The organism is Variovorax boronicumulans, from assembly GCF_040544675.1.
Lineage (GTDB): Bacteria > Pseudomonadota > Gammaproteobacteria > Burkholderiales > Burkholderiaceae_C > Variovorax > Variovorax boronicumulans_D.
The window spans coordinates 298,692-320,800 of record NZ_JBEPKK010000005.1; the positions used below are offsets into that span (position 1 = coordinate 298,692).

The window sequence follows — 22,109 nt, forward strand, 5'->3', positions numbered from 1 at the left end:
AGCTTAGGCGCGTGCCAGTGCAATGGCAAATACGGCAGGCGAGGCTTAGAGAGGGCGGTTCTCGTCGGGTTCCGGCGTGCGGCGTTGGGGGGCCAGCAAGAGCGCCGAGGCCAGCGGCCACAGCGCGGCCTCCACGCCCGGCGAGATCAGCACCGACCAGCCCGGAAACACGCCGCCGCCGATCATGCGGGTGATGACCTCGATGAGCTGCGACAGCGCAAACAGCGGCAGCACCTGCAGCGCCTGCGACAGCACCGGGTACCAGAGCAGGCGCCGGTGGATCATGATCGCGAAGAAGCCCAGCGTGGTGTAGGACAGCGCATGCTGGCCCAGCATGGAGGCCTGGTGCACGTCCATGCACAGGCCGAACACGAAGGCCGCGCCGATGCCCACGCGCATGGGCTGGTGCACGCCCCAGAACACGATCACCAGCGCCAGCAGGTCGGGCATCCAGGCCGCGCGGCCGATGGGGAGCATGTTGATCAGCAGCGCCACGACCAGACTGGTCCACATGAAGAGCGGGCTGACGGGCAGCAGGAGCTGCTGCTGGCCGGGGCGCTTGATCATCGCGTGCCTCCGGTGGTTTTCTTTTCGTTCTTGCCGGCGCCGGGCTTGCCCTCGGCGCGCTTGCGCTGCGCGGTCGCCGCAGCGGCGGGCGGCGGTGCCGTCGGCGCGCCGGTGGGCTCGAGCACCAGCACGTAGCGCGCGGCGGTCACGCTGGCCAGCGGCACGCAGTAGATGCGGGCAAAGCCCGAGTCGGCGCGGCGCTCGATGCGTTCGATCTTGGCCACGGGCAGGCCCGCCGGGTAGATGCCGTCCACGCCGCTGGTGGAGAGCAGGTCGCCCTCTTGCAGGTCGGCGTTGGCGGCCATGAAGCGCAGCTCCAGGCCGCCGCCGTGGGCCGAGGCGTCGCCGAAGGCCACGCTGCGCACCCCGGTGCGGGTGTTCTGCACGGGAATGGAGAGGTCGCGGTCGATGACCAGCGTCACCTCGCTCGTGAAGGGCAGCACCTGCGTGACCTGGCCGAGCACGCCGTGCGAGTCGATGACCGGCGAGCCGGCGGCCACGCCGTGCGTGAGGCCCTGGTCGATGACGATCTTGCGGGTGTAGGGGTCGGCCGCGTCGTAGAGCACCTCGGCCGCGCGGCCGGGCGTGGTGGTGATCTGGCGCAGCTCGAGCAGCTCGCGCAGGCGTGCGTTGTCCCGCGCCAGCGTGTCGGCCTGGCTCGCGCGCTCGGCCTGCATCATCAGCGCCTTGCGCGCATCGGCTTCGTTGCGCTGGGCGGTCTGCAGGTCTTCGAGGTAGCGGCCGCCGCCCATGACGGCCTGCACCGGCTTCATGGCCACCCATTGCACCGGGTAGAGCACCGCGCCGACCGCCGCGCGGATCGGCTGCACGATATGGAAGCGTGCGTCGGCCACCATCAGAAAGAGCGACAGCGCGCCGAAGAAGATCAGCTTGCTGAGTGCCGACTGCCCCTGGTTGAACAGGGGTGGCGCTGTGCGATCGAGCGTGCCCAGAGGCATGGGTTCAGACCTGGCGGTAGTGCTGCTGCATCAAATAACAAAAGGCCGGCCTGCGCAAGCAGAGGCCGGCCGATGAGGGCTCCTGCGTCTTCACTCGCTCGTGAAGATGCTCCCGAGACGGTCCATGCGCTCCAGGGCGATGCCGCAACCGCGCACCACGCAGGTCAGCGGGTCTTCGGCCACGAGCACCGGCAGGCCGGTTTCCTCGGCCAGCAGGCGATCGAGGTCGCGCAACAGGGCGCCACCGCCGGTGAGCATCATGCCGCGCTCGGCGATGTCGGCGCCCAGCTCGGGCGGCGTCTGCTCCAACGCGTTCTTCACGGCCGAGACGATGTTGTTGAGCGGATCGGTCAGGGCTTCCAGCACTTCGTTGCTGCTGATGGTGAAGCTGCGCGGCACGCCTTCGGAAAGGTTGCGGCCCTTGACTTCCATTTCCTTGACTTCGGAGCCCGGGAAGGCCGAGCCGATGTTCTTCTTGATGACTTCGGCCGTCGGCTCGCCGATCAGCATGCCGTAGTTGCGGCGGATGTAGTTGATGATGGCTTCGTCGAAGCGGTCGCCGCCCACGCGGACCGAACCCTTGTAGACCATGCCGCCCAGCGAGATGACGCCCACTTCGGTGGTGCCGCCGCCGATGTCCACCACCATCGAGCCCGAGGCTTCGCTGACTGGCAGGCCCGCGCCGATGGCCGCGGCCATGGGTTCTTCGATGAGGTAGACGGAGGTGGCGCCGGCGGCTTCGGCCGCGTCCTTGATGGCACGGCGCTCGACCTGGGTCGAGCCGCAGGGCACGCAGATGATGATGCGCGGGCTCGGCGTGAGCAGCGTGCGCGGGTGCACCATCTTGATGAACTGCTTGATCATCTGCTCGGTGATCACGAAGTCGGCGATGACGCCGTCCTTCATCGGGCGGATCGCCTCGATGTTGCCGGGCACCTTGCCCAGCATGGCCTTGGCCTCGCGGCCGACGGCCTGGATCACCTTCTTGCCATGGGGGCCGCCTTCGTGGCGGATCGCGACGACGGAGGGCTCGTCCAGCACGATGCCCTTGTTGCGGGCGAATATGAGGGTGTTGGCGGTGCCGAGGTCGATCGCAAGGTCGGTGGAAAAGTACCGACGGAAAGCTCCAAACATGTGCGGAATCCTCTGAGCACGGCCTGCGCGTCGGCAGGTCGTCGCTCTATTTCTGGGTTTTGACGGGGTGAATTGATCGTTTTTGGCGCAAAAGCCGACGCGTTCGCGGGGGTTGCGGCAAAGGCGGGATAATACCCGAATCCCCTCTGATCCCCGTATTAGCAGCCATTCCGGCTTGCAATACATCCGCTTTTCCGGTCGCCCCGATATATGTCCCTTTCCGCTTCAGATATCGCACGCATTGCCTCCTTGGCAAGGCTCCAGCTCGCTCCCGACGAAAGCGAGCGCATGCTTAGCCAGATCAACGGATTTTTCGATCTGGTCGAACGCATGCGTTCGGTGGACACCGCGGGCATCGAGCCGCTGGCCCATCCGGTGGCCGCCATCGAGGACATCACCCTGCGCCTTCGCGACGATGTCGTGAGCGAGCCCGACAACCGCACGGCCAACCAGCAGACCGCCCCCGCCGTCGAAGCGGGCCTGTTCCTCGTCCCCAAGGTGATCGAACAATGAGCGGCGAACTGCACCAGATGGGCGTGGTCGCCCTGGCCCGCGCCTTGTCCGACCGCAAGGTCTCGGCCGTCGAGGCCGCCCAGGTTTTCCTCGGCCGCATGAAGGCCCATGAATCGCTGGGTACCTTTGTTGCCGTGAACGAAGAAGTCACGCTGGCCCAGGCCCGCGCGGCCGACGCCCTCCTTGCCGCCGGCAATGCGCCGGCGCTGGCCGGCGTGCCGATCGCGCACAAGGACATCTTCGTCACCACCGATTTCGACACCACCGCCGGCTCGAAGATGCTCGCGGGCTACCGCTCGCCCTTCGACGCCACCGTGGTGCGCCGCCTGGCCGAGGCCGGCGCCGTCACGCTGGGCAAGCTCAGTTGCGACGAATTCGCGATGGGCTCGGCCAACGAGAACGTCGCCGTGCCCGCCGTGGGCCATGACAAGGCCGTGCCGGTGCGGAACCCGTGGAACCGGGACCGCATTCCGGGCGGCTCCTCGGGCGCCAGCGCCGCAGCCGTGGCGGCGCGCCTCGCGCCCGCGGCCACCGGCACCGACACCGGCGGCTCGATCCGCCAGCCGGCTTCTTTCTGCGGCGTGACCGGCATCAAGCCGACCTACGGCCGCGCCTCGCGCTACGGCATGGTCGCCTTCGCGTCGAGCCTGGACCAGGCCGGCCCGATGGCTCGCTCGGCCGAAGACTGCGCGCTGCTGCTGTCGGCCTTTTGCGGCCCCGACCTGGACCGCGATTCGACCTCGCTCGACAAGCCCGCCGAAGACTTCGGCCGCTCGCTGAACGACTCGCTCGAAGGCCTGCGCATCGGCGTGCCGAAGGAGTTCTTCGGCGAAGGCGTGGCACCCGGCGTGCGCGCGGCCATCGATGCAGCGCTTGCGCAGTACGAGAAGCTGGGCGCCAAGCGCGTCGAGGTCTCGCTGCCGCGCACCGAGCTGTCGATTCCCGTGTACTACATCCTGGCCGCGGCGGAAGCATCGAGCAACCTGAGCCGCTTCGACGGCGTGAAGTTCGGCCATCGCGCCAAGCAGTACAAGGACCTGTCCGAGATGTACGAGAAGACGCGCGCCGAGGGCTTCGGCGACGAAGTCAAGCGCCGCATCATGATCGGCACCTACGTGCTCTCGCACGGCTACTACGACGCCTACTACCTGCAGGCGCAAAAAGTGCGCCGCATGATCGCCGACGACTTCCAGCAGGCACTCAAGCACTGCGACGTGATCGCCGGCCCCGCCGCGCCGACCACCGCATGGAAGATCGGGGAACACGGCGACGACCCCGTGGCCGACTACCTGGCCGACATCTTCACGCTGCCCGCATCGCTGGCCGGCCTGCCCGGCATGAGCGTGCCCGCGGGCTTCGACGACGCCGGCATGCAAGGCTCGAAACAGGGCATCGGCAAGCCGATGCCCGTGGGCCTGCAACTGATCGGCAACTACTTCGGCGAAGCGAAGCTGCTGAACGCGGCGCACCGCTTCCAGCAAGCCACCGACTGGCACACGCGCACGCCGGAGGGCTTTTGAAATGAGCGAAACCGTAAACACCTTCGAAGCACAGCAACAAGGCCGCCCGACCGGCCCGCTGGTGCGCGGCTATGAAGTCATCATCGGCTTCGAGACGCACGCGCAGCTGTCGACCGCGAGCAAGATCTTCAGCCGCGCCTCCACCGCCTTCGGCGCCGAGCCCAACACGCAGGCCTGCGCCGTCGATCTCGCGCTGCCCGGCACGCTGCCCGTGATGAACAAGGGCGCCGTCGAACGCGCCATCAAGCTTGGCCTGGCGCTGGGCTCGCACATCGCGCCGCGCAGCGTGTTCGCGCGCAAGAATTACTTCTATCCCGACCTGCCCAAGGGCTACCAGATCAGCCAGTTCGAGATTCCTGTCGTGCAGGGCGGCTCGGTGTCTTTCTTCCTCGGCGAAGAAATGAAGACAGTGCGCCTGGTGCGCGCGCACCTCGAAGAAGACGCGGGCAAGTCGCTGCACGAGAACTTCATCGGCCAGAGCGGCATCGACCTGAACCGCGCCGGCACGCCGCTGCTGGAGATCGTGACCGAGCCCGACATGCGCTCCACCGCCGAGGCCGTGGCCTATGCGAAGGAACTGCACAAGATCGTCACCTGGATCGGCATCTGCGACGGCAACATGCAGGAAGGCAGCTTTCGCTGCGACGCCAACGTGTCGGTGCGCAAGCCCGGCGACAAGCTGGGCACGCGGCGCGAGATCAAGAACCTCAACAGCTTCAAGCACATGCAGCAGGCGATCGACTACGAGATCCGCTGGCAGATCGACGAGATCGAGGACGGCCGCAAGATCGAGCAGGCCACGGTGCTGTTCAACACCGACACCGGCGAGACGCGTGCGATGCGCGCCAAGGAAGACTCGGCCGACTACCGCTACTTTCCCGACCCCGACCTGCCTCCGCTGGTCATCGCGGCCGACTGGATCGCGCGCGTGCGCGGCGAAATGCCGGAGCTGCCGCGCGCCATGGCCGAGCGCTATGTGAGCGCGCATGGCCTGTCGGCATACGACGCCGCGCAGCTCACGCAAAGCACGGCGCTGGCCCGCTACTTCGACGACGCGGTGAACGCCGGCGCGACGCCCAAGCTCGCGAGCAACTGGATCACCGGAGAAGTTGCACGCCGGCTGAACGCGCAGGAGATCGGCATCGAAGCCGCCCCGGTCAGCGCGCAGCAACTGGGCCAGTTGATCAAGCGCATCGCCGAGGGCACGCTGCCCAACAACGCGGCGCGCCAGGTGTTCGAGGCCCTCTGGACCGGCGAAGGCAGCGACGTCGACGCCATCATCGAAGCCAAGGATCTGAAGCCGATGAGCGACACCGGCGCGCTCGACGCCATCCTCGATGAGGTCATTGCGAAGAACCAGAAGAACGTCGACGAGTACCGCGCGGGCAAGGAAAAGGCGCTCAACGGCCTGGTCGGCCAGGTCATGAAGGCCAGCGGCGGCAAGGCCAACCCCGCGCAGGTCACGGACCTGCTCAAGGCCAAACTGGGTTGATCGAAAAAACCCGGAGCCAGGCGCCTGGCTCCGCGGTTTTCTTCAGCGCGTGTTTCCGCCGCTCTTCGGCGACCACAACGCATTCAGGCGGCCGCGCTCTTCATCGAAGCGCGCATTGACCCGCTTCTTCTCTTCTTCCTGCTCGGCGACGAAGCGGTTCTGCACCGCCAGGCTCTGCGTGTTGTCCTCGAGCTTGCGGCGCATGGCACCGGGCGCCTTGCTCTTGTCGCTCTTGTAGAACTCCATCTCCTCGTCGATCTTCTTGCGGTCTTCGCTCAACTCGGCGATGCGTTTTTGCGCCGCCACGATCACCGCGTCGATCTGCGCCAGCGCGTCGTTGCGTTCGCGCTCGTGCGAGGCGGCGCTGGGGTAGCGCACCAGCAATGCGCGTTCGCGCCGTCGTTCATCGGTCGCCTTGGCGGCTTGCAGTGCCGCTTCGCGGGCGCGGTCCTCGCGCTCGGCCAGTTCGCGCGCCGAATAAGTGGGTTCGATCTTGCGGCGGGTGAGGCCGCTGGGGCTGAGCTCGCGCTGCTCGCGATCGCTGCAATCGGCAATCGGCCGGTCCGCCGTGAGCGTGCGGCCGCGCGCGTCGGTGCAGGTGTAGATGCCGCCGGCGTTGGCTTCCGACTTCTGCGCCTGCACCGCGCCGCAAAGGCAGATGCCTGCCAGCAGGGAAACCGATGCGGCCGCCAGCAGGCGGGTGGGCTTGCCGTGATCGCGCGTGCGCATCGCTGTGTTCCTCAGCTCGCGCCGTAGCGCGCGCGGTAAGCCAGCACGCGCTCGCGGTGCGGGCCCAGATCGGCGGCGGCGTTGCCCGAGAGGTAGCTCAGCAGGTCGTCCAGCGTGGCAATGGCGATCACCGCCAGACCCAGCTGGTTGCGCACGTACTGCACGGCGCTGTGGTCCACGTCGACGCCGTTCTCGGTGGCTTTTTCCTGCCGGTCGAGCGCGATGGCCACGGCATGCGGCGCGGCGCCCGCGGCCTGGATCGCGGCGATCGATTCGCGCACCGCGGTGCCGGCCGACATCACGTCGTCCACGATCAGCACGCGGCCCTTGAGCGGCGCGCCCACCAGGTTGCCGCCCTCGCCGTGCGCCTTGGCTTCCTTGCGGTTGTAGGCAAAGGGGTAGTTGCGCCCGCGCCGCGCGAGCTCGGCGGCCACCGTGGCGCCCAGCGGAATGCCCTTGTAGGCGGGGCCGAAGATCATGTCGAATTCGAGGCCGCTCTCGATCAGCCGGTCTGCATAGAATCCCGCGAGCCGCGCGATCTTGGCGCCGTCGTCGAAGAGCCCCGAATTGAAGAAATAAGGACTCATCCGGCCGGCCTTGGTCTTGAACTCGCCGAAGCGAAGCACACCGGCGTCGAGCGCGAACTGAACGAAGTCCTGCGCCACCGCGCTGCTCTTCTCACCATCTACAGCCATCGGGAATTCCTTGTGTTCAAACTGACCAGTCTCAATCTCAATGGCCTGCGTTCGGCCGCCACCAAGGGCGTTGCCGACTGGGTGGCCGAACTTGCGCCGGATTGTATTTGCATGCAGGAGATCCGGGTCCAGGCCAGCGACATCGAAGGCCGCTTCGAGGAAATGGCCGGCCTCAAGGGCCATTTCCACTTCGCCGAGAAAAAAGGCTACGCCGGCACCGCGATCTACACCAAGCACGCTCCGAGCCAGGTCGTGGTGGGCTGGGGCGATGCCGAGTTCGACGCCGAAGGCCGCTACCTCGAATTGCGCTTCGACACGCCCCAGCGCAAGTTCTCGGTCATCAGCTGCTACTTTCCGAGCGGCAGTTCGGGCGAGGAGCGGCAGGAGGCGAAATTCCGCTTCCTGAAAGGCTTCTTCCCCCACCTCATCGCGCTCAAGAAGGAGCGCGAGTTCGTTCTCTGCGGCGACGTCAACATCGCCCACAAGGAGATCGACCTGAAGAACTGGCGCGGCAACCGCAAGAACAGCGGCTTCCTGCCCGAAGAACGCCAGTGGATGACCAATCTGCTCGACGCCGGCGCCGAGGGCGCGGGCCTGGTGGACGTCTACCGCCTGCTCAAGCCCGACACCACCGACCAGGCCTACACCTGGTGGAGCAACCGCGGCCAGGCCTATGCGAACAACGTGGGATGGCGGCTGGACTACCACCTGGCCACGCCGGCCATCGCCGCACTGGCGCGCACCGAAGAGATCTACAAGACCGTGAAATTCTCGGACCACGCGCCGATCACGGTGGATTACGACTTCACGCTCTGAGCCGGTCGTTCAGCGCGACAGCGCCGGCAGCGCCTTCTCCAGCGTCGCGACAAAGGCCTGCATCGCCTCGGCCTCTTGCGCGCCGCGCTTGGCGATGCGGTAGAAGTCCAGCCCCACCTTCGGCTTGACCAGCACGTCGGTGCGCACGCGATGGCGGCGGCAGGCCGCGAGCGCGAAGGTCGGCATCACGGCCGTGCCGAAACCGGCCTCGACCATCGAGTTGGAGCAGGCGCAGCCAGATTGCAAGCGCTGCAAGCCCCCATCCCAGCCTTCCCCCGGGAGGGGAAGGAGCGATGCGGACTCGCCGCTGCCAGTGCAGCGCATGTGCGCGCAATGTCAGCCGTGGCCCCAAGGCATGTCTTTCTCCCTCCCCTTCCGGGGGAGGGCAGGGGTGGGGGCTCGCGGCCTTCGCAAAGCAGCAACTTTGGTGAAGGCCGCCTGCCCCCATCCCGACCTTCCCCCAGAGGGGGAAGGGGCCGATCAACCCTTAGCGCGGCATCGTCTTCCCCGCGTGCCGCGCCAGATGCACCTGATGCAGCGTGATCTTGCGCACCTCCGCCTGGCTGGTCTCGATGTGCGCGCGCAGCAGCATCGCCGCCTGATCTCCGCGGTTCGCGCGGATGGCCTTCAAGATTTTCGCGTGCTCGTCGTAGGTGGCCTCGATGCGCGGCTGCTTGGTGAAGTCGAGCCGGCGGATGATGCGGATGCGGTCGGTCACGTCGCTGTGCACGCGCGCCATCTCGGCGTTGCCGGCAGCCGCCACCAGCGAGCAATGAAAGGCCTCGTCCCACTGCGCGACCTGCGCGGTGTCGGTGCTGCGCTCGGCCACCGGCACGAGCCAGATACCGGCCAGCGTGTCGAGCAGGCTGCGGTCGACGCGGTGGTCGGCTTCGCAGATGCGGTGCACCGCGGTGGTCTCCAGCACCATGCGCAGGTCGTAGAGCTGTTCGAACTGGTCGAAGTCGAAGGGCAGCACACGCCAACCGCTGCGGAACAGCACCTCGACAAATCCCTCCTGCTGCAGCCGGAACAGCGCCTGCCGCACCGGCGTACGCGACACGCCGAGCCGGTCGCTGATTTCGTTCTCGGTGAAGCGGTCGCCGGGAACGAGGATGAACTCGGCCACGTCGCGCTTGAGCTGCGCATAGACCTCGTCGGCGCGTGTGCGGAAAACGGCTGCGTCAGCAGCGGGTGCGGCGGTGGAAGCGGAGGGGGGTCGGACGGTAGACACGTGGGGGATGGTAGTCGCTGGCACCGGCCTCAGGTCGCACCGCTCAACGCCGCGAGCAGCGCCGCACTCGGCGCGGTCCAGCCGACGATCGCGCCCTGCGCGCGGATCATCTCCAGCGTCGCCGCCTTGAAGGCCGGAAAGTAGCTCTCGGTGCAGTCTTCGAGCAGCAGGCTGTCGTAGCCGCGGTCGTTGGCTTCGCGCATGCTCGTCTGCACGCAGACCTCGGTGGTGACGCCGCCGAACAGCAGGTGCGTGATGCCGCGCTGCTGCAGCAGCTCATGCAGGCCGGTCGCGTAGAACATGCCCTTGCCGGGCTTGTCGATGACGATCTCGCCGTCGACCGGCGCAAGCGCTTCGATGATCTGGCTCCCGGGTTCACCGGCGACGAGGATGCGACCCATCGGGCCCGTATCACCGATGCGCAAGCTCGGGTTGCCGCGGTTGCGTTTAGCGGGCGGGCAATCGGAGAGATCGGGCCTGTGCGCTTCTCTCGTATGGATGACAAGACCGCCTGCATTTCTCCACGCCTGCAAAGCCGCTTTCGTGGCCGGCACGATGGCTTCCAGCAGCGACACATCGTTGCCCAGCGTTTCACCAAAGCCACCGGGTTCGATGAAGTCGCGCTGCATGTCGATGAGGACCAGGGCTGTCTTCTGGACGTCGAACTCATACGCGAATGGGTTGGCTTCTATGCGCATGTCGTGTCTCGTTGTTTTCCAGGGCGGGGGACTCGGCGATGGGTGGTGTGTCTCCGGCCAGCCGACGTCACCGGCCCTTCGGGCTTCCCTGCGCTGCTCACGAAGGGCGGGGTCTCGCCGAACTCGCTTCGCTCAAACAGCGGCGAGCCCTGATCCGCCCATCGCTGCGCTGCTCGGCGGTGCCTCAACGGCCGACCGGAGACACACCACCCATCGCCGGGGACGCATCGACGGCGAACACTCCACCTTGGAGCCCGGTGTGCGGCGCGGGGCGGGCGCCCCCTCTGCGCCGCCGAGGAGCGCAGCGTTTCGCGGATCAGGGCTCGCAGCTGTCTGAGCGAAGCGAGTTCTGCGAGACCCCGCGAAATGCGAGCACCGCAGGGGAGCCGCGAAGCGGCCGGCGCAGTGGGGGCGCCCGCACCGTGCCGCACACCGGGCGGACTCCCGACAAGAAGCAGCGCACTCATGCAACCGCCTTCAAAGGCTCATGATGCCCACCACCCATATGCGCCCCGATCACATGCCTTTCAGCCCCAGCAGCAGAGGTCTCGAACACGATCCGCCCTTCGCTCATCACGACGATCCGGTCCGCCAGCTCCAGCAGTTCATCGAGGTCTTCGCTGATGAGCAACACCGCCCCGCCCTTCTCCCGCACCTGCACGATGCGTGAATGGATTTCGGCAACCGCAGCAAAGTCGAGCCCGAACACCGGGTTCGCCGCGATCAGCACGTTGATGTCGCCCGCCAGTTCGCGCGCGAGCACCGCGCGTTGCACGTTGCCGCCTGAGAGGCTGCGGATCGGCGCGCCTTCGCCCTGCGTCTTGACGCCGTACTCGGCAATCCACTCGCGCGCACGGTTGCGCCAGAACGGAAAGTTCAGCACGCCGCTGCGCGACAACGGCGGCCTGTCGAAATCGCGCAGCGCCATGTTCTCCGCGACGCTCAAGTCGCCCACGCAGGCGTTGCGCAGCGGCTCTTCGGGGAGGCTGCGCACCTTGAGGCTGCGGTTCTCGGCGCGGCGTGCGTTGTACGGCTGGCCCATCACGGTCACGCGGCCGGCCAGTCGTGGGCGCTGCCCGACCAGGGCTTCGACCAGTTCGCGCTGGCCGTTGCCCGAGACGCCCGCCACACCCAGAATTTCTCCAGCGCGCACAGACAGGCTCAGCTCGTGCAGCGCAAGCGTGCCGCGGTCGCCCTGCGCCTGCAGGCCTTCGACCTTCAGCGCGACAGGCGCCGCATCGGAAACAGGCTTTCTTGCGACGGGCGATGCAGGCGGCGCGGTAACCGCCGCGTCTTCGCCGCCCATCATGGCCTGCGCCAACTGCGCCGGGCTCGTGTCCGCCACGCGGCAACGATGCACCGCCTTGCCCCGACGCAGCACCGTCACGCTGTCCGCATACGCCATCACCTCGCGGAACTTGTGCGTGATGATCAGCACGGTGCACAGGCCGCTGCGCGCGAACTCGCGCACATGGCCCAGCACCTCGTCGGCCTCCTGCGGGGTCAGCACCGAGGTGGGCTCGTCGAGGATCAGGAGGCGCGGCTTCAGGTAAAGCTGCTTCAACAGTTCCAGCTTCTGCTTCTCACCCGCCGCAAGCTCCGACGGCCGCACATCGAGGTCCAGGCTGAAAGGCGTGGTGGCGAGAAACGCCTTCAGTTCCGCGCGCTTGGTCTTCCAGTCGATCAGCGCGGGCGTCTTGCCACCGGCCAGCAGCAGGTTCTCGGCCACCGTCATGCCAGGCGCCAGCGTGAAGTGCTGGTAGACCATGCCGATGCCCAGCGCACGCGCGACGATGGGGTTGGCGATGTCCTGCTCGCGCCCGTCGATCAGGATGCTGCCCTCCTCCGCGCGCTGGAAACCGGCCACGCACTTCACCAGCGTGCTCTTGCCCGCGCCGTTCTCGCCGAGCAGCGCATGCACCGTGCCGGGCTCCACGCGCATCGTCACGCGGTCCATCGCGGTGAAGGCGCCGAAGCGCTTGGTCAGTTCGTAGGTGTCGAGCGCGAGGGCGCCGCTGCCCGTGGGCAATGCGCCGATGGCATGGGGAGCGACGGTGCTCATGAGTTCATCAACCCAGCGCGGCCAGCAGTTGCTGCGACGTGGTGTGCGCGCCGAACACGCCGCCCTGCATCGTGATCATCTTCAGCGCGGCGAGATGGTTGCCGTGGTCGGTCGCGGCCGTGCAGTCCGACAGCAAGAGGCACTCGAAGCCGCGGTCGTTCGCATCGCGCATCGTGGTGTGCACGCACACGTCGGTGGTGATGCCCGCGAGGATCAGGTTCTGGATGCCGCGCGTGCGCAGGATCAGCTCCAGGTCGGTGGCATAGAACGAGCCCTTGCCGGGCTTGTCGATCACCACCTCGCCGGGCAGCGGCGCGAGCTCGGGAATGATGTCCCAGCCCGGCTCGCCGCGCACCAGGATGCGGCCGCACGGGCCGTCGTCGCCGATGCCCACGCCGTTGGCGCCGATCTGCCGTGAGCGCCAGCGCTTGTTGGCGGGCAGGTCCGCCAGATCGGGGCGGTGGCCTTCGCGCGTGTGGATGATGTGAAAGCCCAGGGGCCGCAGCGCCGCGAGCGTGCGCGCGATCGGCTGGATCGGCGCCTGCACCAGCGACAGGTCATAGCCCATCACGTCGACATACCCGCCCTTGCCGCAGAAGTCGGTCTGCATGTCGATCACGATCAGCGCGGTGTTCTCGGGGCGCAGGTCGCCGTTGTAAGGCCAGGCGTAGGCCTCGGAAGCGATGGTGGTCATGGCGTGCTCATCCTTCTTGGTAGTTGCGTTCCGGCGGCGAAAAGCCGCAGCTCGTGCCGTCGGTCACCTTCACTTCGGCGCTCCACGGCAGCCTGTAGGTGCCAGCGGCCATGTCGTGCATGTAGGTGTAGGGGCAGTCCTGCGCGCCGCCCTTCACCGCGACATAACCGCGGTGGTAGAGCTGGTAAATGTTGTTCTCGACGCCCCAGCCGGTGCGCGCCTCGCGCACGAGGTCGGGCCGCAGCTCGGCGGTGATGATCTCGTCGATGCGCCCGCCGCCCTCGACCAGCACCGTTCCGTCGAAATTGCAGAACATGCCCTCGCCCATCGAGTCGAAGCTGCCGTCGCTGCCGCTGAGGCACACGCTCGCGGTGTAGGCGAGGTTGCAAAAGGCGTTGGCCTGGTTGGTGATCTTCCACGCATGCCGGATCGGCGCGGTGTAGCCGGCCGTGCGCAGGATGATGTCCGCGCCCTTGTACGCGGCCTCGCGTGCCATCTCGGGAAACATGCCGTCGTGGCAGATGATGAGCGCCAGCTTGCTGCCGTTCGGGCCGTCGCACACCGGAATGCCGAGGTTGCCGGGCTCCCACGGCTCGACCGGCACCCACGGATGCAGCTTGCGGTAGTACAGCTTGACCTCGCCTTGGTCGTCGATGATGAGCCCGCTGTTGTAGGGGTTGCCGCCTGGGTTAGCTTCCATGATCGAGAAGCAGCCCCAGATGCGGTGCTCGATGCACGCGCGCTTGAAGGCCGCGACCTCGGGACCATCGAGCGTGCACATGATCTCGGGGTTGGTGTCCATCGACAGGCCGTGCAGCGCGTACTCGGGGAACACCACGAGATCCATGGTCGACTGGTTGCGGCGCGCCTTGCCCACCATCTCGCAGATGCGCTGCGTCTGCGCGGCCAGGTCGGCCGGCGTCTTCACGTTCGGCAGTTGCAACTGCACAAGTCCGACGACGACGCCGTGCGCCGATCTGTTGAGGCCGCCCAGACCGCTCATGGTGTTCAGTTCCTTGTCGATGAAAGTTCGCCCGGGCTGCCGATGGCGGCGCTGCCCGGCTTGCAGGTGAGCACCAGGATCACCAGCGTGAGCACATAGGGAACGGTGTTGAAGAGGTGGTAGCCCCAGCCGATGCCGATGGACTGCAGCGCGGGCCCGATGGCGCCCGCACCGCCGAAGAGAAAGGCTGCGCCCACGCAGCGCAGCGGGCTCCAGCGCGCGAAGATCACGAGCGCAACGGCGATCAGGCCCTGGCCGCTGGAAATGCCTTCGTTCCAGCTGCCCGGATAGAACAGCGTGAGCGATGCGCCGCCGAGCCCGGCGATGAAGCCACCCGCCGTGGTCGCCGCAATGCGCAGGCCCGAGACCGAATAGCCGAGCGCGCGTGTGGCCTGCGCAGAATCGCCGGCCATGCGCACCAGCAGGCCCGCACGCGTGCGCGCAAAGCCCCACCAGAGCAGCACCGCCAGCGCGATGCCGATGGGCACCAGCGCATTGAGCTGCAGCGCCGAGCGCACCACGGTGTTGTCGCTCCAGAAGCCCAGCGGTATGGCGGGAATCTGCGGCGCCTGCGGCTGGATCAATGGCTTGCCCAGGTAGAACGCGAGGCCCGTGCCGAGCAGCATCAGCGCGATGCCGGTCGCCACGTCGTTGACACGATCGAGCGAGCACAGCAGCCCGTGCAGCAGCGCGAGCACCGCGCCCGCCATCGCACCGATCAGCACGCCGAGCCAGGCCGAGTCGGTGAGGTAGGCGCCGCCAAAGGCAGCCATCGCCGACAGCACCAGCACGCCTTCGAGCCCGAGGTTGATGCGGCCCGATTTCTCGGTGAGGCATTCGCCCAGGCTCACGAAAAGAAATGGTGCGCCCACGCGCAGCGCACCGCCGACGATGCCAGCCACTAGCGCGATCCACTGGTCGGCGGTCATGCCGGGCTCCCCGAGGCGCGGAACATGCGCGCACGCAACACCTTCCAGTCGATCATGCGCAGCCCCTCGCTCGCGAGGATCAGCACGAACGCAATGCCCTGCAGTACCAGCACCGAGGCATCGGGCAGGCCCAGCCGCCGCTGCAGCAGGCTGCCGGCCGCGCCGAAGCCGCCGAAAAGAATCGCCACCGGCACGATGGCCACCGGGTTGTGCCGCGCGATGAAGGACACGAGGATGCCCGCGTAGCCGTACCCCGCGATCAGCGAGGCATTGGCATTGGTGTGCACCGCCGCCACCTCGACCGCGCCCGCGAGCCCCGCGCAGGCGCCGCCAAGGCCGCAGGCACCGAGGATCAACCGCGTGGCCGGCAGCCCCACGAGCTGCGCAGTGCGCGGATTGCCGCCGACCACGCGCACCGAAAAGCCCGAAGCGGTCGCGCGCAACCACCAGCCGAGCCCGAGGCACGCCACCACGCCGATCACGAAGCCCCAGTGCACGTCGGAGCCGCCGATGCCGCCGATCAGCAGCCCGTCGTTGAGCGCGTACGTCGATGGCTTGTTCAGGCTCGCCGGATCGCGCAGCGGCCCTTCGACCAGGTGCTTGAAGATGCCGATGGCGATGTAGGCCAGCAGCAGGCTGCTGATGGTTTCGTTGATGCCGCGATACTGGCGCAGCCAGCCTGCGAGCGAGATCCACAGCGCGCCGGCCAGCGCGCCCGCGACGCAGACGATCACCGTGCCGACGACGTTGGCCGGCAACGGCGCCGCATGCGCGAGCGCCGCGCAGGCCAGGCCGCCGAACACCAGCGCGCCCTCGCCGCCGATGACGATCAGCCCCGCGCGCGCGGGCAGCGCCACGCACAGCGCGGTGAGCATCAGCGGTGCCGCGCGCTGCAGCGTGTTCTGCCATGAGAACCAGTCGCCGAACGCGCCCTTGAAGAGGGTCACCCACACTTCGACCGGGTCGACACCGGCGAATGCCACCAGCACGCCGAACAGCAGCAGCGCCGCCGCGATGGCGAACACCGGCAGGGCGAATTCCTTGAACGCGTGACGCATGACGGAGTGCCGAAGATCAGACTTGGCCGACCACGCCTTCGACGAGGTAGTTCATCTTTTCCAGCTCCAGGTCGGTCTGCTTCAGCACCTTGCCGGCCGGCACCACGACCGCGCCCTTGTTGTCCTTGATGCCGTCCTTGAAGATGTCGAAGGTGCCCGCGATCATCTTGGCCTTGATGTCGTCGGCCTGCTTCTTCGCGGCGTCCGGCACCATGGGGCCGTAGGCGGACATCTTCACGTAGCCCTCCTTCAGGCCGCCGCGCAGGAAGTTGGGGTGCGGCTTGCCGGCTTGCGCGGCATCGATGGCGGTCTTGTACGCAGTGAGCCAGTTCCACTCGGCGCCTGTCAGGTACGCATTGGGTGCCAGCTTGGCCTGGCTCGCGTGGTAGCCACAGACCATCTTGCCGCGCTTGGCTGCCGTCTCGACCACCACCTTGGGGCCGTCCACATGCATGGTGAAGACGTCGCAGCCCTGATCGGCCAGGCTGTTGGTGGCCTCGGCCTCCTTCACGGCCATCGACCAGTCGCCGGTGAAGATCACGCTGCAGGTGATGTTCGGCTTGACCGAACGCGCACCCAGCGTGAAGGCGTTGATGTTGCGCAGCACCTGCGGAATGGGCTTGGCGGCGACGAAGGCGATCTTGTTGCTCTTGGTCATGTGCGCGGCGATCACGCCGTTGAGGAACTGGCACTCGTCGATGTAGCCGAAGAAGCTGCCCGCGTTCTTGGGGTGCTTGCCTTCGGTCCACAGGCCGCCGCAGTGCGAGAAGCGCACGTCGGGGTACTTGGGCGCCACGGCAAGGATGTGCGGATCGAAGTAGCCGAAGGACGTTGGAAACAGCAGCTTCGCGCCGTCCTGCGAGATCATGCCGCCCATGGTCTTCTGCACGGCGGCGGTCTCGGGCACGTTCTCTTCTTCCACCACCTTGATGCCGGGCAGCTTCTTGATCTCGGCGGCGGCCATGGCGTGCGCCTGGTTGTAGCCGTAGTCGTCGCGCGCGCCGACGTAGATCACGCCGACGGTCAGCGGCTTGGCTTGTGCGCGAGCCAGGGCGCTCCAGCCTCCGAGGGTGCCGGCAGCGCCGAGCGCGGCCAGGGATTTGAGTGAATCGCGACGATTGATCGAGCTTGTCATGGCGTTCTTTCGGGGGAGTTGAAGGAGGTGCAAAAAATGTGCCGCGCGTTCAGGCCGGCATGCTCACGTGGGCGGCAGCGACGCGCCAACCCTCGGCAGTGCGTATCCAGGTCTGGCTCTGGCGCCCGACCTGGCGGCTGCCTTCGCGGCGGAACTCGACGTTCGCGGTTGCGAAGTCGCGGCCGTAGGTGGTGATGACGGTGCGCAGCAATTCGCGCGGCGGGCTCTGCACCGGCAGCGAAGCGCGAAAGGCGCGGATGTCGGCGTGGCCGTAGTGGTTCTCCGAGAAGCCGTAGCGCAGCGTGTGCGGGCTGTTCCAGAACAGTTCGTCGAGCACGGCGCGCTGGTTGGTCACCAGCGCTTGTTCATAACGTGCGAACACAGCGCTGACCTCGGCATGCACATCGGGAAGGTTGATCTCCAGCGTCATCGGCGCACCTCGCGCTGGAAGATGTCCAGGCTCAGCTTCTTCATCGCGACAAAGCTCTCGGTGCTCAGCGTCTCGATGGTGCGCGGTCGCGCATCGCCGTAGCGCAGGATCTCGGCCACCTTGGTGGGGCGCTTGGTCAGCAGCAGCACTTCGTCGGCGAGGTACACGGCCTCCTCAAGGTCGTGCGACACCAGCAGCATCGTGTTGCCGGTCTGCATGAACACCTCCTGCAGCTTCTCGCGGATGAAGAGCGTCATCTCGAAATCGAGCGCGGAGAAGGGTTCGTCGAGGAACAGCACCTCCGGGTTGGGCGCGAGGGCACGCATGATCGATGCCGTTTGCTGCTGCCCGCCCGAGAGCTCGTACGGAAAGCGCTTCAGGTCGAACTTCACGTCGAACGACGCCACGAGTTCTTCCATGCGCCGGTCGACCTCGGCCTTGCTGCGCCCTTCGAGCTTCAGCGGATAGGCGATGTTGTCGATGGTGCGCATCCACGGGAACATCGCCTCGCGGTAGTTCTGGAACACGTAGCCGATCTTGGTGTCCTTGCGCTGCTTGCCGTCGAACAGGATCTCGCCCGAATCGATGGGCACCAGCCCCGCGATCATGTTGATCAGCGTGGACTTGCCGCAGCCGTTGGGCCCGAACACCGAAACGATCCTGTGCTTCGGAATGTCGAGGTCGAAGTTCTCGTACAACGGCCAGCCCGCGAAGTACTTGGTCAGGCCGCGGATGGTGATGTGCGTGCCGGCGGGGCCGGGCTTGAACGCGGGCTTGGGCACGTCGGCGTACACCGGGCCGTTCAGGACGATGTCTTGCGTGGCTTTCATCGTCCGCTCCAATGCACGATGCGGCGCTCGGCCACTAGGAAGAGGATGTTGAGCGCGTAGCCGAGCGCACCGGCCGCAAGAATCGCCGCGTACATGCTCTTGACGTTGAGCACCTGCTGCGCGTCGATGATGCGGTGGCCCAGGCCTGTGTCGGAGCCGATGAACATCTCGGCCACGATGACGATCACCAGCGCCATCGAGACCGCCGAGCGCAGGCCGACGAAGCTGGGCTGCAGGCTCTCCCAGATCAGCACATCCTTGAACACCTGCCAGCGCGAGGCGCCCATGACTTTCGCCGCCATCACGCGCTGCTTGCGCGCATTGATGACGCCGTAGGCGCTGTTGAACACGACGATGAGCAGCGCGCCGAAGGCCGCGATGGCGATCTTGTTGACATCGCTCACGCCGAAGATCAACAGGAACAGCGGTATCAGCGCGGACGACGGCGTCGAGCGGAAGAAGTCGATCAAGAACTCGACGCTGCGGTACGCCTTCTCGTTGCTCCCGAGCAGCACGCCCAGCGGCACGCCGACGACCGCCGCGATGAGAAAGGCCTGCAGCGTGCGCCACACCGTCATCGCAAAGTCGGTGAGCAGCGGGCCGCCCGCGAGCCCCGTGATCAACGCGGCGATGGTGTCGGCGGGCGTGGGCAGAAGAATCGGCTTGATGAAGCCCAGGCGCACCACCAGGTCCCACGCGATGAACAGCACCACGGGGCCGATGAAGGGCAGCAGCCGGTCGCGCAGCGGTGGCTTGGGCGCGGCAGCATTGAGGCTGGCCGGCGGGGTCCACGGCGCGGCCGTGGTCGTGCTTGCGTCGGCCATGGTCAGGCCTTGTAGAGAAGACCGTCCACCAGCACCTTCTTCTCGAAGATGCCTTTCTCGGTGAACAGGTCGTAGAACTTCTGGAAGTACGCGACGTCGCTCGGCTTGAACTCGTTGTAGAGCATGTACGAGGCGAGCGGCACTTCGGCGGTGAGCTTGCCTTCGATGGCGGTGTAGCCCTTCATGTGCTGGCGGGCATCGTCAGGCTTGGTGCGCACCAGTTCCACGCCGCGCGCATAGGCCGCGATGTATTTCTTCGCGACCTCGGGGCTCTTCTTGATGAACTCGGTGGTGAGGCTGGCCGCACCGCCATGCCATGGCGCCATCGGATCGCCGAGGATGTACCTGGCGACCACGCCCGCTTCGAGCACGCGCGTGGTGCCGTTCATGCGGCCGACGGTGCCGGTGGGCTCCAGCGTGTAGCAGGCATCGACCTGGCCCGCGACCAGCGCGGCCACATGCTGGCCGATGGGCAGCTCGCTCACCATCGCGCCCTTGGCGCCGGCGCGCTCCAGCATGGTCTTGCACAGCGTGACGTTCTGGATGCCGGGGCCCGAGGCCACCTTCTTGCCGGCCAGCTCGGCCATGGTCTTGACGGGGCTGTCCTTGGCGACGATGAATTCGTCGAGCACGAACTTCGCGTTGCTCGGGTTGGTGCAGAAAATCTTGAAGAGCCCCGGCTGCGCGATCTCGCCGATGGCAAGGTTGGCGGAGCCGGTGCCGTTGGCGCTGCCGTCGCAGCGGCCCGCGAGCATCGCTTCCATCACCTGCTGCGCGCCGGCGAACTTGAGCGGCTCCACCTCGAGCCCCGCTTCCTTGAAGTAGCCGCGGTCCACCGCCGCGAAGAAAGGCAATCCCGCGGCCACCGGCCAGAAACCGATGCGCAGCTTGGGCGCAGCCTGCGCGCGCACGATGGCCGGCGCGGCCAACACGGCCAGGCCCGTGGCGCCCGCTTGCAGCAACCGGCGGCGCGAGGCGGAAGTTTTTTCGAGAGTGCTCATCAAGGCTCCTGGGTCCGTAGGTGAATGAATCAGTCGGCAGTGGTGGTGGCAGTGGCGGTGGCGCGGCTGGCCACGTAGGCACGCCAGCCGCCGTGATGCGTCACGTCCTGCGCGCCGGTCAGCGCATGGCCTTCGCAGATGAAACCGTGCACCCAGCTACCGTCGGCCAGCTCGACGCTGCCCAGGCCCAGCGGCGGCGGGATCAGCGCAAGAAAGCTGCCGACCTGTGCGATGGGCACGGCCCACACCTCCAGCGCGATGGCGCCGCCGCCCTCCGCGCTGCGTTGCAGGCCCGGCTTGGGCGGCGTGGTGCCCGGCAGCGCGAAGAGGCGGTAGGTGGGAGCGGTGGTGGTGGTGCGCAGCAGCGTGGCGCCGCGCTCGCAGAGCTGTCCGTTGAGCGGCATGCCCGACAGATGGGCGCCGACCACGGCGATGGGCATGGTCTGCGGCGCCGGGTTGGCGAGGCCGGGCACCGCACGCGGCGCGGGCAGCGGCAAGCCCGTCGCGCCCTGTGTGAGCCCGGTCGCGTGGTGGTAGCGCTGGCCGAGGTCGGCCAGGGCGAGGTCGCTCCCGCTGGGGCCGATCAGCGTGATGCCGAACGGCAGCCCGTCCGCGCGCAGGCTGCTCGGCACCGAGAGCGCCGCGTAGTCCAGCAGGTTGACGAAGTTGGTGTACGCGCCCAGGTTGCGGTTGAGCACCACCGGGTCGGCGCGCATCTGGTCTCGCGTGTAGTGCGTGGGTGCGGTGGGCACCAGCAGCACGTCGATGTCGCGCCACATCGGTTCGACCTGTTGCGCGATGGCGCGCAGCTGCGTCTGCGCTTCGAACACATCGGCGGCGGTGTAGCTTTTGCCGCTCGCGAGGATGCTGCGCACCGGCTCGATCACCTCGTCGGCGTGCGCGTCGAAGAACTCGCGCACCGCGGCGTAGCGCTCGGCAACGAGCGCACTTTCGTAGAGCAGCGCGGCGGCCTCGGCGAGCGGGGCGTAGGGAATGGTGACGGCCGTGCCGCCCAAGGCGACCAGCCTGGCCTGTGCGTCGCGAAAGGCTTCTTCGGCGGCGGCGTCGCCGAAGAAGCTGAGCGTGTCGGGCACACCGAAGCAGAAGCGCGCGGGCAGCGGCCGGCGGTGCATGGCGATGTCGCGTGAATACGGGTCGCGCGGGTCATGCCCGGCGGCCGCCAGCATCACGTCGACAGCCAGCGCGACGGTGCGCGCAAAGATGGAAACGCAGTCCGCGCTCTGCGCTGCGGGCACCACGCCAAAGGTGCTGAGCAGCCCGCGCGAAGGCTTGAGGCCGACGATGTTGTTGAGCCCCGCGGGCACACGGCCCGAGCCGGCAGTGTCGGTGCCCAGGGCGAAATCGACCTCGCCGGCCGCGACCACATACGCCGACCCAGAACTGGAGCCGCCCGAAACATAACGGGGATCGAAGGCATTCGGCACTTCGCCATAAGGAGAGCGCGTGCCGTTCAGGCCGCAGGCGAACTGGTCCAGATTGGTCTTCCCGGCCAGCGATGCACCGGCTTCGAGCAGGCGCTGCACCACCGCTGCGTGCGCCGTGGGCCTGCGGTCGAAGGCCGGGCAGGCGGCGGTGGTGGGCACGCCGGCCACGTCGATGTTGTCCTTGACCGCGAAGCGCAGGCCCGCCAGCGGCAGTGTCACGCCCGGGGTGTCGCCGGTTTCGGCGCCGGGCACGGGCACCGCGAATTTCGCGATCCAGGCAGCGGCGGTCAGCGCGTTGTGTTCATGCACCATCATTAGGCATCCAAACTTGTGTACAAGTCGAT

At 67.3% G+C, this 22,109-nt stretch carries 23 protein-coding genes; 4 read left to right on the forward strand and 19 right to left on the reverse strand.

Annotated features, from left to right (window positions below):
- Window positions 1-45: 45 nt before the first annotated feature.
- The 3 genes from mreD to ABIC90_RS12055 all read right to left on the reverse strand — a co-directional run bounded on the left by mreD (window position 46) and on the right by ABIC90_RS12055 (window position 2,660).
- The gene (gene mreD, locus ABIC90_RS12045) at window positions 46-567 is read right to left on the reverse strand and encodes a rod shape-determining protein MreD (RefSeq protein ID WP_354354346.1); all 522 of its coding nucleotides are present in this window, start codon (window positions 565-567) and stop codon (window positions 46-48) included.
- Window positions 564-1,526, reverse strand: a complete 963-nt coding sequence (mreC, locus tag ABIC90_RS12050) for a rod shape-determining protein MreC (protein ID WP_354354347.1) — start codon at window positions 1,524-1,526, stop codon at window positions 564-566. The genes mreD and mreC overlap by 4 nt, the downstream gene beginning before the upstream one ends.
- A gap of 90 nt (window positions 1,527-1,616) precedes the next feature.
- Window positions 1,617-2,660 carry a rod shape-determining protein gene (locus tag ABIC90_RS12055; RefSeq protein ID WP_007833435.1) on the reverse strand — a complete coding sequence of 348 codons (1,044 nt, stop codon included), beginning with the start codon at window positions 2,658-2,660 and terminating at the stop codon, window positions 1,617-1,619.
- Window positions 2,661-2,870: 210 nt separating this feature from the next.
- Here ABIC90_RS12055 and gatC point away from each other — a divergent pair, with 210 nt between their 5' ends.
- The 3 genes from gatC to gatB are packed head-to-tail and all read left to right on the forward strand — an operon-like array spanning window position 2,871 to window position 6,185.
- Complete coding sequence (gatC, locus tag ABIC90_RS12060; protein WP_354354348.1) at window positions 2,871-3,173, forward strand: Asp-tRNA(Asn)/Glu-tRNA(Gln) amidotransferase subunit GatC; 303 nt, start codon at window positions 2,871-2,873, stop codon at window positions 3,171-3,173.
- A complete protein-coding gene (gene gatA / locus ABIC90_RS12065; protein ID WP_354354349.1) occupies window positions 3,170-4,693 on the forward strand; it encodes an Asp-tRNA(Asn)/Glu-tRNA(Gln) amidotransferase subunit GatA in 1,524 nt (507 codons plus the stop codon). Before gatC ends, gatA begins: the two co-directional genes overlap by 4 nt.
- 1 nt (window position 4,694) lies before the next feature.
- Window positions 4,695-6,185: an Asp-tRNA(Asn)/Glu-tRNA(Gln) amidotransferase subunit GatB gene (gene gatB / locus ABIC90_RS12070; RefSeq protein WP_354354350.1), complete on the forward strand. Its 1,491-nt coding sequence runs from the start codon at window positions 4,695-4,697 to the stop codon at window positions 6,183-6,185.
- A 42-nt stretch (window positions 6,186-6,227) separates the two neighbouring features.
- Here the strand turns inward: gatB and ABIC90_RS12075 are convergent, their stop codons facing one another.
- Both ABIC90_RS12075 and pyrE read right to left on the reverse strand, forming a co-directional pair.
- Window positions 6,228-6,914 (reverse strand): DUF4124 domain-containing protein, encoded by a 687-nt coding sequence (locus ABIC90_RS12075; protein WP_354354351.1) that lies wholly within the window; start codon window positions 6,912-6,914, stop codon window positions 6,228-6,230.
- An 11-nt stretch (window positions 6,915-6,925) separates the two neighbouring features.
- Window positions 6,926-7,609, reverse strand: a complete 684-nt coding sequence (gene pyrE / locus ABIC90_RS12080) for an orotate phosphoribosyltransferase (RefSeq protein ID WP_354354352.1) — start codon at window positions 7,607-7,609, stop codon at window positions 6,926-6,928.
- A 12-nt stretch (window positions 7,610-7,621) separates the two neighbouring features.
- Between pyrE and ABIC90_RS12085 the strand changes: the two genes are divergently transcribed.
- The gene (locus ABIC90_RS12085; protein ID WP_354354353.1) at window positions 7,622-8,425 is read left to right on the forward strand and encodes an exodeoxyribonuclease III; all 804 of its coding nucleotides are present in this window, start codon (window positions 7,622-7,624) and stop codon (window positions 8,423-8,425) included.
- Between the two features lie 9 nt (window positions 8,426-8,434).
- On the opposite strand, the gene ABIC90_RS12090 is transcribed toward ABIC90_RS12085, so the two are convergent.
- The 14 genes from ABIC90_RS12090 to atzF form a co-directional block, all read right to left on the reverse strand.
- On the reverse strand, window positions 8,435-8,680 hold the full coding sequence (locus ABIC90_RS12090) for a LysR substrate-binding domain-containing protein (RefSeq protein ID WP_354354354.1): 246 nt from the start codon (window positions 8,678-8,680) through the stop codon (window positions 8,435-8,437).
- A 232-nt stretch (window positions 8,681-8,912) separates the two neighbouring features.
- Window positions 8,913-9,656: a GntR family transcriptional regulator gene (locus tag ABIC90_RS12095; protein ID WP_354354355.1), complete on the reverse strand. Its 744-nt coding sequence runs from the start codon at window positions 9,654-9,656 to the stop codon at window positions 8,913-8,915.
- Window positions 9,657-9,685: 29 nt separating this feature from the next.
- Entirely contained in the window at window positions 9,686-10,354 is a 669-nt protein-coding gene (locus ABIC90_RS12100) for a cysteine hydrolase family protein (RefSeq protein WP_354354356.1), read from the reverse strand.
- A gap of 463 nt (window positions 10,355-10,817) precedes the next feature.
- Window positions 10,818-12,416, reverse strand: coding sequence for an ABC transporter ATP-binding protein (locus tag ABIC90_RS12105; protein ID WP_354354357.1), 1,599 nt, complete (start codon window positions 12,414-12,416; stop codon window positions 10,818-10,820).
- A 7-nt stretch (window positions 12,417-12,423) separates the two neighbouring features.
- On the reverse strand, window positions 12,424-13,110 hold the full coding sequence (gene biuH, locus ABIC90_RS12110; RefSeq protein WP_354354358.1) for a biuret amidohydrolase: 687 nt from the start codon (window positions 13,108-13,110) through the stop codon (window positions 12,424-12,426).
- Between the two features lie 7 nt (window positions 13,111-13,117).
- A complete protein-coding gene (locus ABIC90_RS12115) occupies window positions 13,118-14,113 on the reverse strand; it encodes a formamidase (RefSeq protein ID WP_354354359.1) in 996 nt (331 codons plus the stop codon).
- Between the two features lie 5 nt (window positions 14,114-14,118).
- Complete coding sequence (locus tag ABIC90_RS12120) at window positions 14,119-15,042, reverse strand: ABC transporter permease (protein WP_307644631.1); 924 nt, start codon at window positions 15,040-15,042, stop codon at window positions 14,119-14,121.
- Window positions 15,039-16,100 (reverse strand): ABC transporter permease, encoded by a 1,062-nt coding sequence (locus ABIC90_RS12125; protein ID WP_354354360.1) that lies wholly within the window; start codon window positions 16,098-16,100, stop codon window positions 15,039-15,041. The genes ABIC90_RS12120 and ABIC90_RS12125 overlap by 4 nt, the downstream gene beginning before the upstream one ends.
- Before the next feature lie 16 nt (window positions 16,101-16,116).
- On the reverse strand, window positions 16,117-17,235 hold the full coding sequence (locus ABIC90_RS12130) for a BMP family ABC transporter substrate-binding protein (protein WP_354354361.1): 1,119 nt from the start codon (window positions 17,233-17,235) through the stop codon (window positions 16,117-16,119).
- A 49-nt stretch (window positions 17,236-17,284) separates the two neighbouring features.
- Complete coding sequence (hpxZ, locus tag ABIC90_RS12135; protein ID WP_354354362.1) at window positions 17,285-17,665, reverse strand: oxalurate catabolism protein HpxZ; 381 nt, start codon at window positions 17,663-17,665, stop codon at window positions 17,285-17,287.
- On the reverse strand, window positions 17,662-18,495 hold the full coding sequence (locus ABIC90_RS12140) for an ABC transporter ATP-binding protein (RefSeq protein ID WP_354354363.1): 834 nt from the start codon (window positions 18,493-18,495) through the stop codon (window positions 17,662-17,664). Before ABIC90_RS12140 ends, hpxZ begins: the two co-directional genes overlap by 4 nt.
- On the reverse strand, window positions 18,492-19,319 hold the full coding sequence (locus ABIC90_RS12145; protein WP_354354364.1) for an ABC transporter permease: 828 nt from the start codon (window positions 19,317-19,319) through the stop codon (window positions 18,492-18,494). The genes ABIC90_RS12140 and ABIC90_RS12145 overlap by 4 nt, the downstream gene beginning before the upstream one ends.
- A 2-nt stretch (window positions 19,320-19,321) precedes the next feature.
- The gene (locus tag ABIC90_RS12150) at window positions 19,322-20,320 is read right to left on the reverse strand and encodes an ABC transporter substrate-binding protein (RefSeq protein ID WP_354354365.1); all 999 of its coding nucleotides are present in this window, start codon (window positions 20,318-20,320) and stop codon (window positions 19,322-19,324) included.
- Window positions 20,321-20,349: 29 nt separating this feature from the next.
- The gene (gene atzF, locus ABIC90_RS12155) at window positions 20,350-22,080 is read right to left on the reverse strand and encodes an allophanate hydrolase (protein ID WP_354354366.1); all 1,731 of its coding nucleotides are present in this window, start codon (window positions 22,078-22,080) and stop codon (window positions 20,350-20,352) included.
- Between the last annotated feature and the right edge of the window lie 29 nt (window positions 22,081-22,109).

Excerpts from the sequence above, each read along its gene's own strand:
- hpxZ (WP_354354362.1), bottom strand. The coding sequence starts at position 17,665 with ATGACGCTGGAGATCAACCTTCCCGATGTGCATGCCGAGGTCAGCGCT.
- ABIC90_RS12120 (WP_307644631.1), bottom strand. The coding sequence starts at position 15,042 with ATGACCGCCGACCAGTGGATCGCGCTAGTGGCTGGCATCGTCGGCGGT.
- gatC (WP_354354348.1), top strand. The coding sequence starts at position 2,871 with ATGTCCCTTTCCGCTTCAGATATCGCACGCATTGCCTCCTTGGCAAGG.
- gatB (WP_354354350.1), top strand. The coding sequence starts at position 4,695 with ATGAGCGAAACCGTAAACACCTTCGAAGCACAGCAACAAGGCCGCCCG.
- ABIC90_RS12115 (WP_354354359.1), bottom strand. The coding sequence starts at position 14,113 with ATGAGCGGTCTGGGCGGCCTCAACAGATCGGCGCACGGCGTCGTCGTC.
- pyrE (WP_354354352.1), bottom strand. The coding sequence starts at position 7,609 with ATGGCTGTAGATGGTGAGAAGAGCAGCGCGGTGGCGCAGGACTTCGTT.
- ABIC90_RS12055 (WP_007833435.1), bottom strand. The coding sequence starts at position 2,660 with ATGTTTGGAGCTTTCCGTCGGTACTTTTCCACCGACCTTGCGATCGAC.
- ABIC90_RS12125 (WP_354354360.1), bottom strand. The coding sequence starts at position 16,100 with ATGCGTCACGCGTTCAAGGAATTCGCCCTGCCGGTGTTCGCCATCGCG.
- mreC (WP_354354347.1), bottom strand. The coding sequence starts at position 1,526 with ATGCCTCTGGGCACGCTCGATCGCACAGCGCCACCCCTGTTCAACCAG.
- ABIC90_RS12145 (WP_354354364.1), bottom strand. The coding sequence starts at position 19,319 with ATGGCCGACGCAAGCACGACCACGGCCGCGCCGTGGACCCCGCCGGCC.
- ABIC90_RS12150 (WP_354354365.1), bottom strand. The coding sequence starts at position 20,320 with ATGAGCACTCTCGAAAAAACTTCCGCCTCGCGCCGCCGGTTGCTGCAA.
- atzF (WP_354354366.1), bottom strand. The coding sequence starts at position 22,080 with ATGATGGTGCATGAACACAACGCGCTGACCGCCGCTGCCTGGATCGCG.
- ABIC90_RS12075 (WP_354354351.1), bottom strand. The coding sequence starts at position 6,914 with ATGCGCACGCGCGATCACGGCAAGCCCACCCGCCTGCTGGCGGCCGCA.
- ABIC90_RS12100 (WP_354354356.1), bottom strand. The coding sequence starts at position 10,354 with ATGCGCATAGAAGCCAACCCATTCGCGTATGAGTTCGACGTCCAGAAG.
- gatA (WP_354354349.1), top strand. The coding sequence starts at position 3,170 with ATGAGCGGCGAACTGCACCAGATGGGCGTGGTCGCCCTGGCCCGCGCC.
- mreD (WP_354354346.1), bottom strand. The coding sequence starts at position 567 with ATGATCAAGCGCCCCGGCCAGCAGCAGCTCCTGCTGCCCGTCAGCCCG.
- ABIC90_RS12140 (WP_354354363.1), bottom strand. The coding sequence starts at position 18,495 with ATGAAAGCCACGCAAGACATCGTCCTGAACGGCCCGGTGTACGCCGAC.
- biuH (WP_354354358.1), bottom strand. The coding sequence starts at position 13,110 with ATGACCACCATCGCTTCCGAGGCCTACGCCTGGCCTTACAACGGCGAC.
- ABIC90_RS12130 (WP_354354361.1), bottom strand. The coding sequence starts at position 17,235 with ATGACAAGCTCGATCAATCGTCGCGATTCACTCAAATCCCTGGCCGCG.
- ABIC90_RS12105 (WP_354354357.1), bottom strand. The coding sequence starts at position 12,416 with ATGAGCACCGTCGCTCCCCATGCCATCGGCGCATTGCCCACGGGCAGC.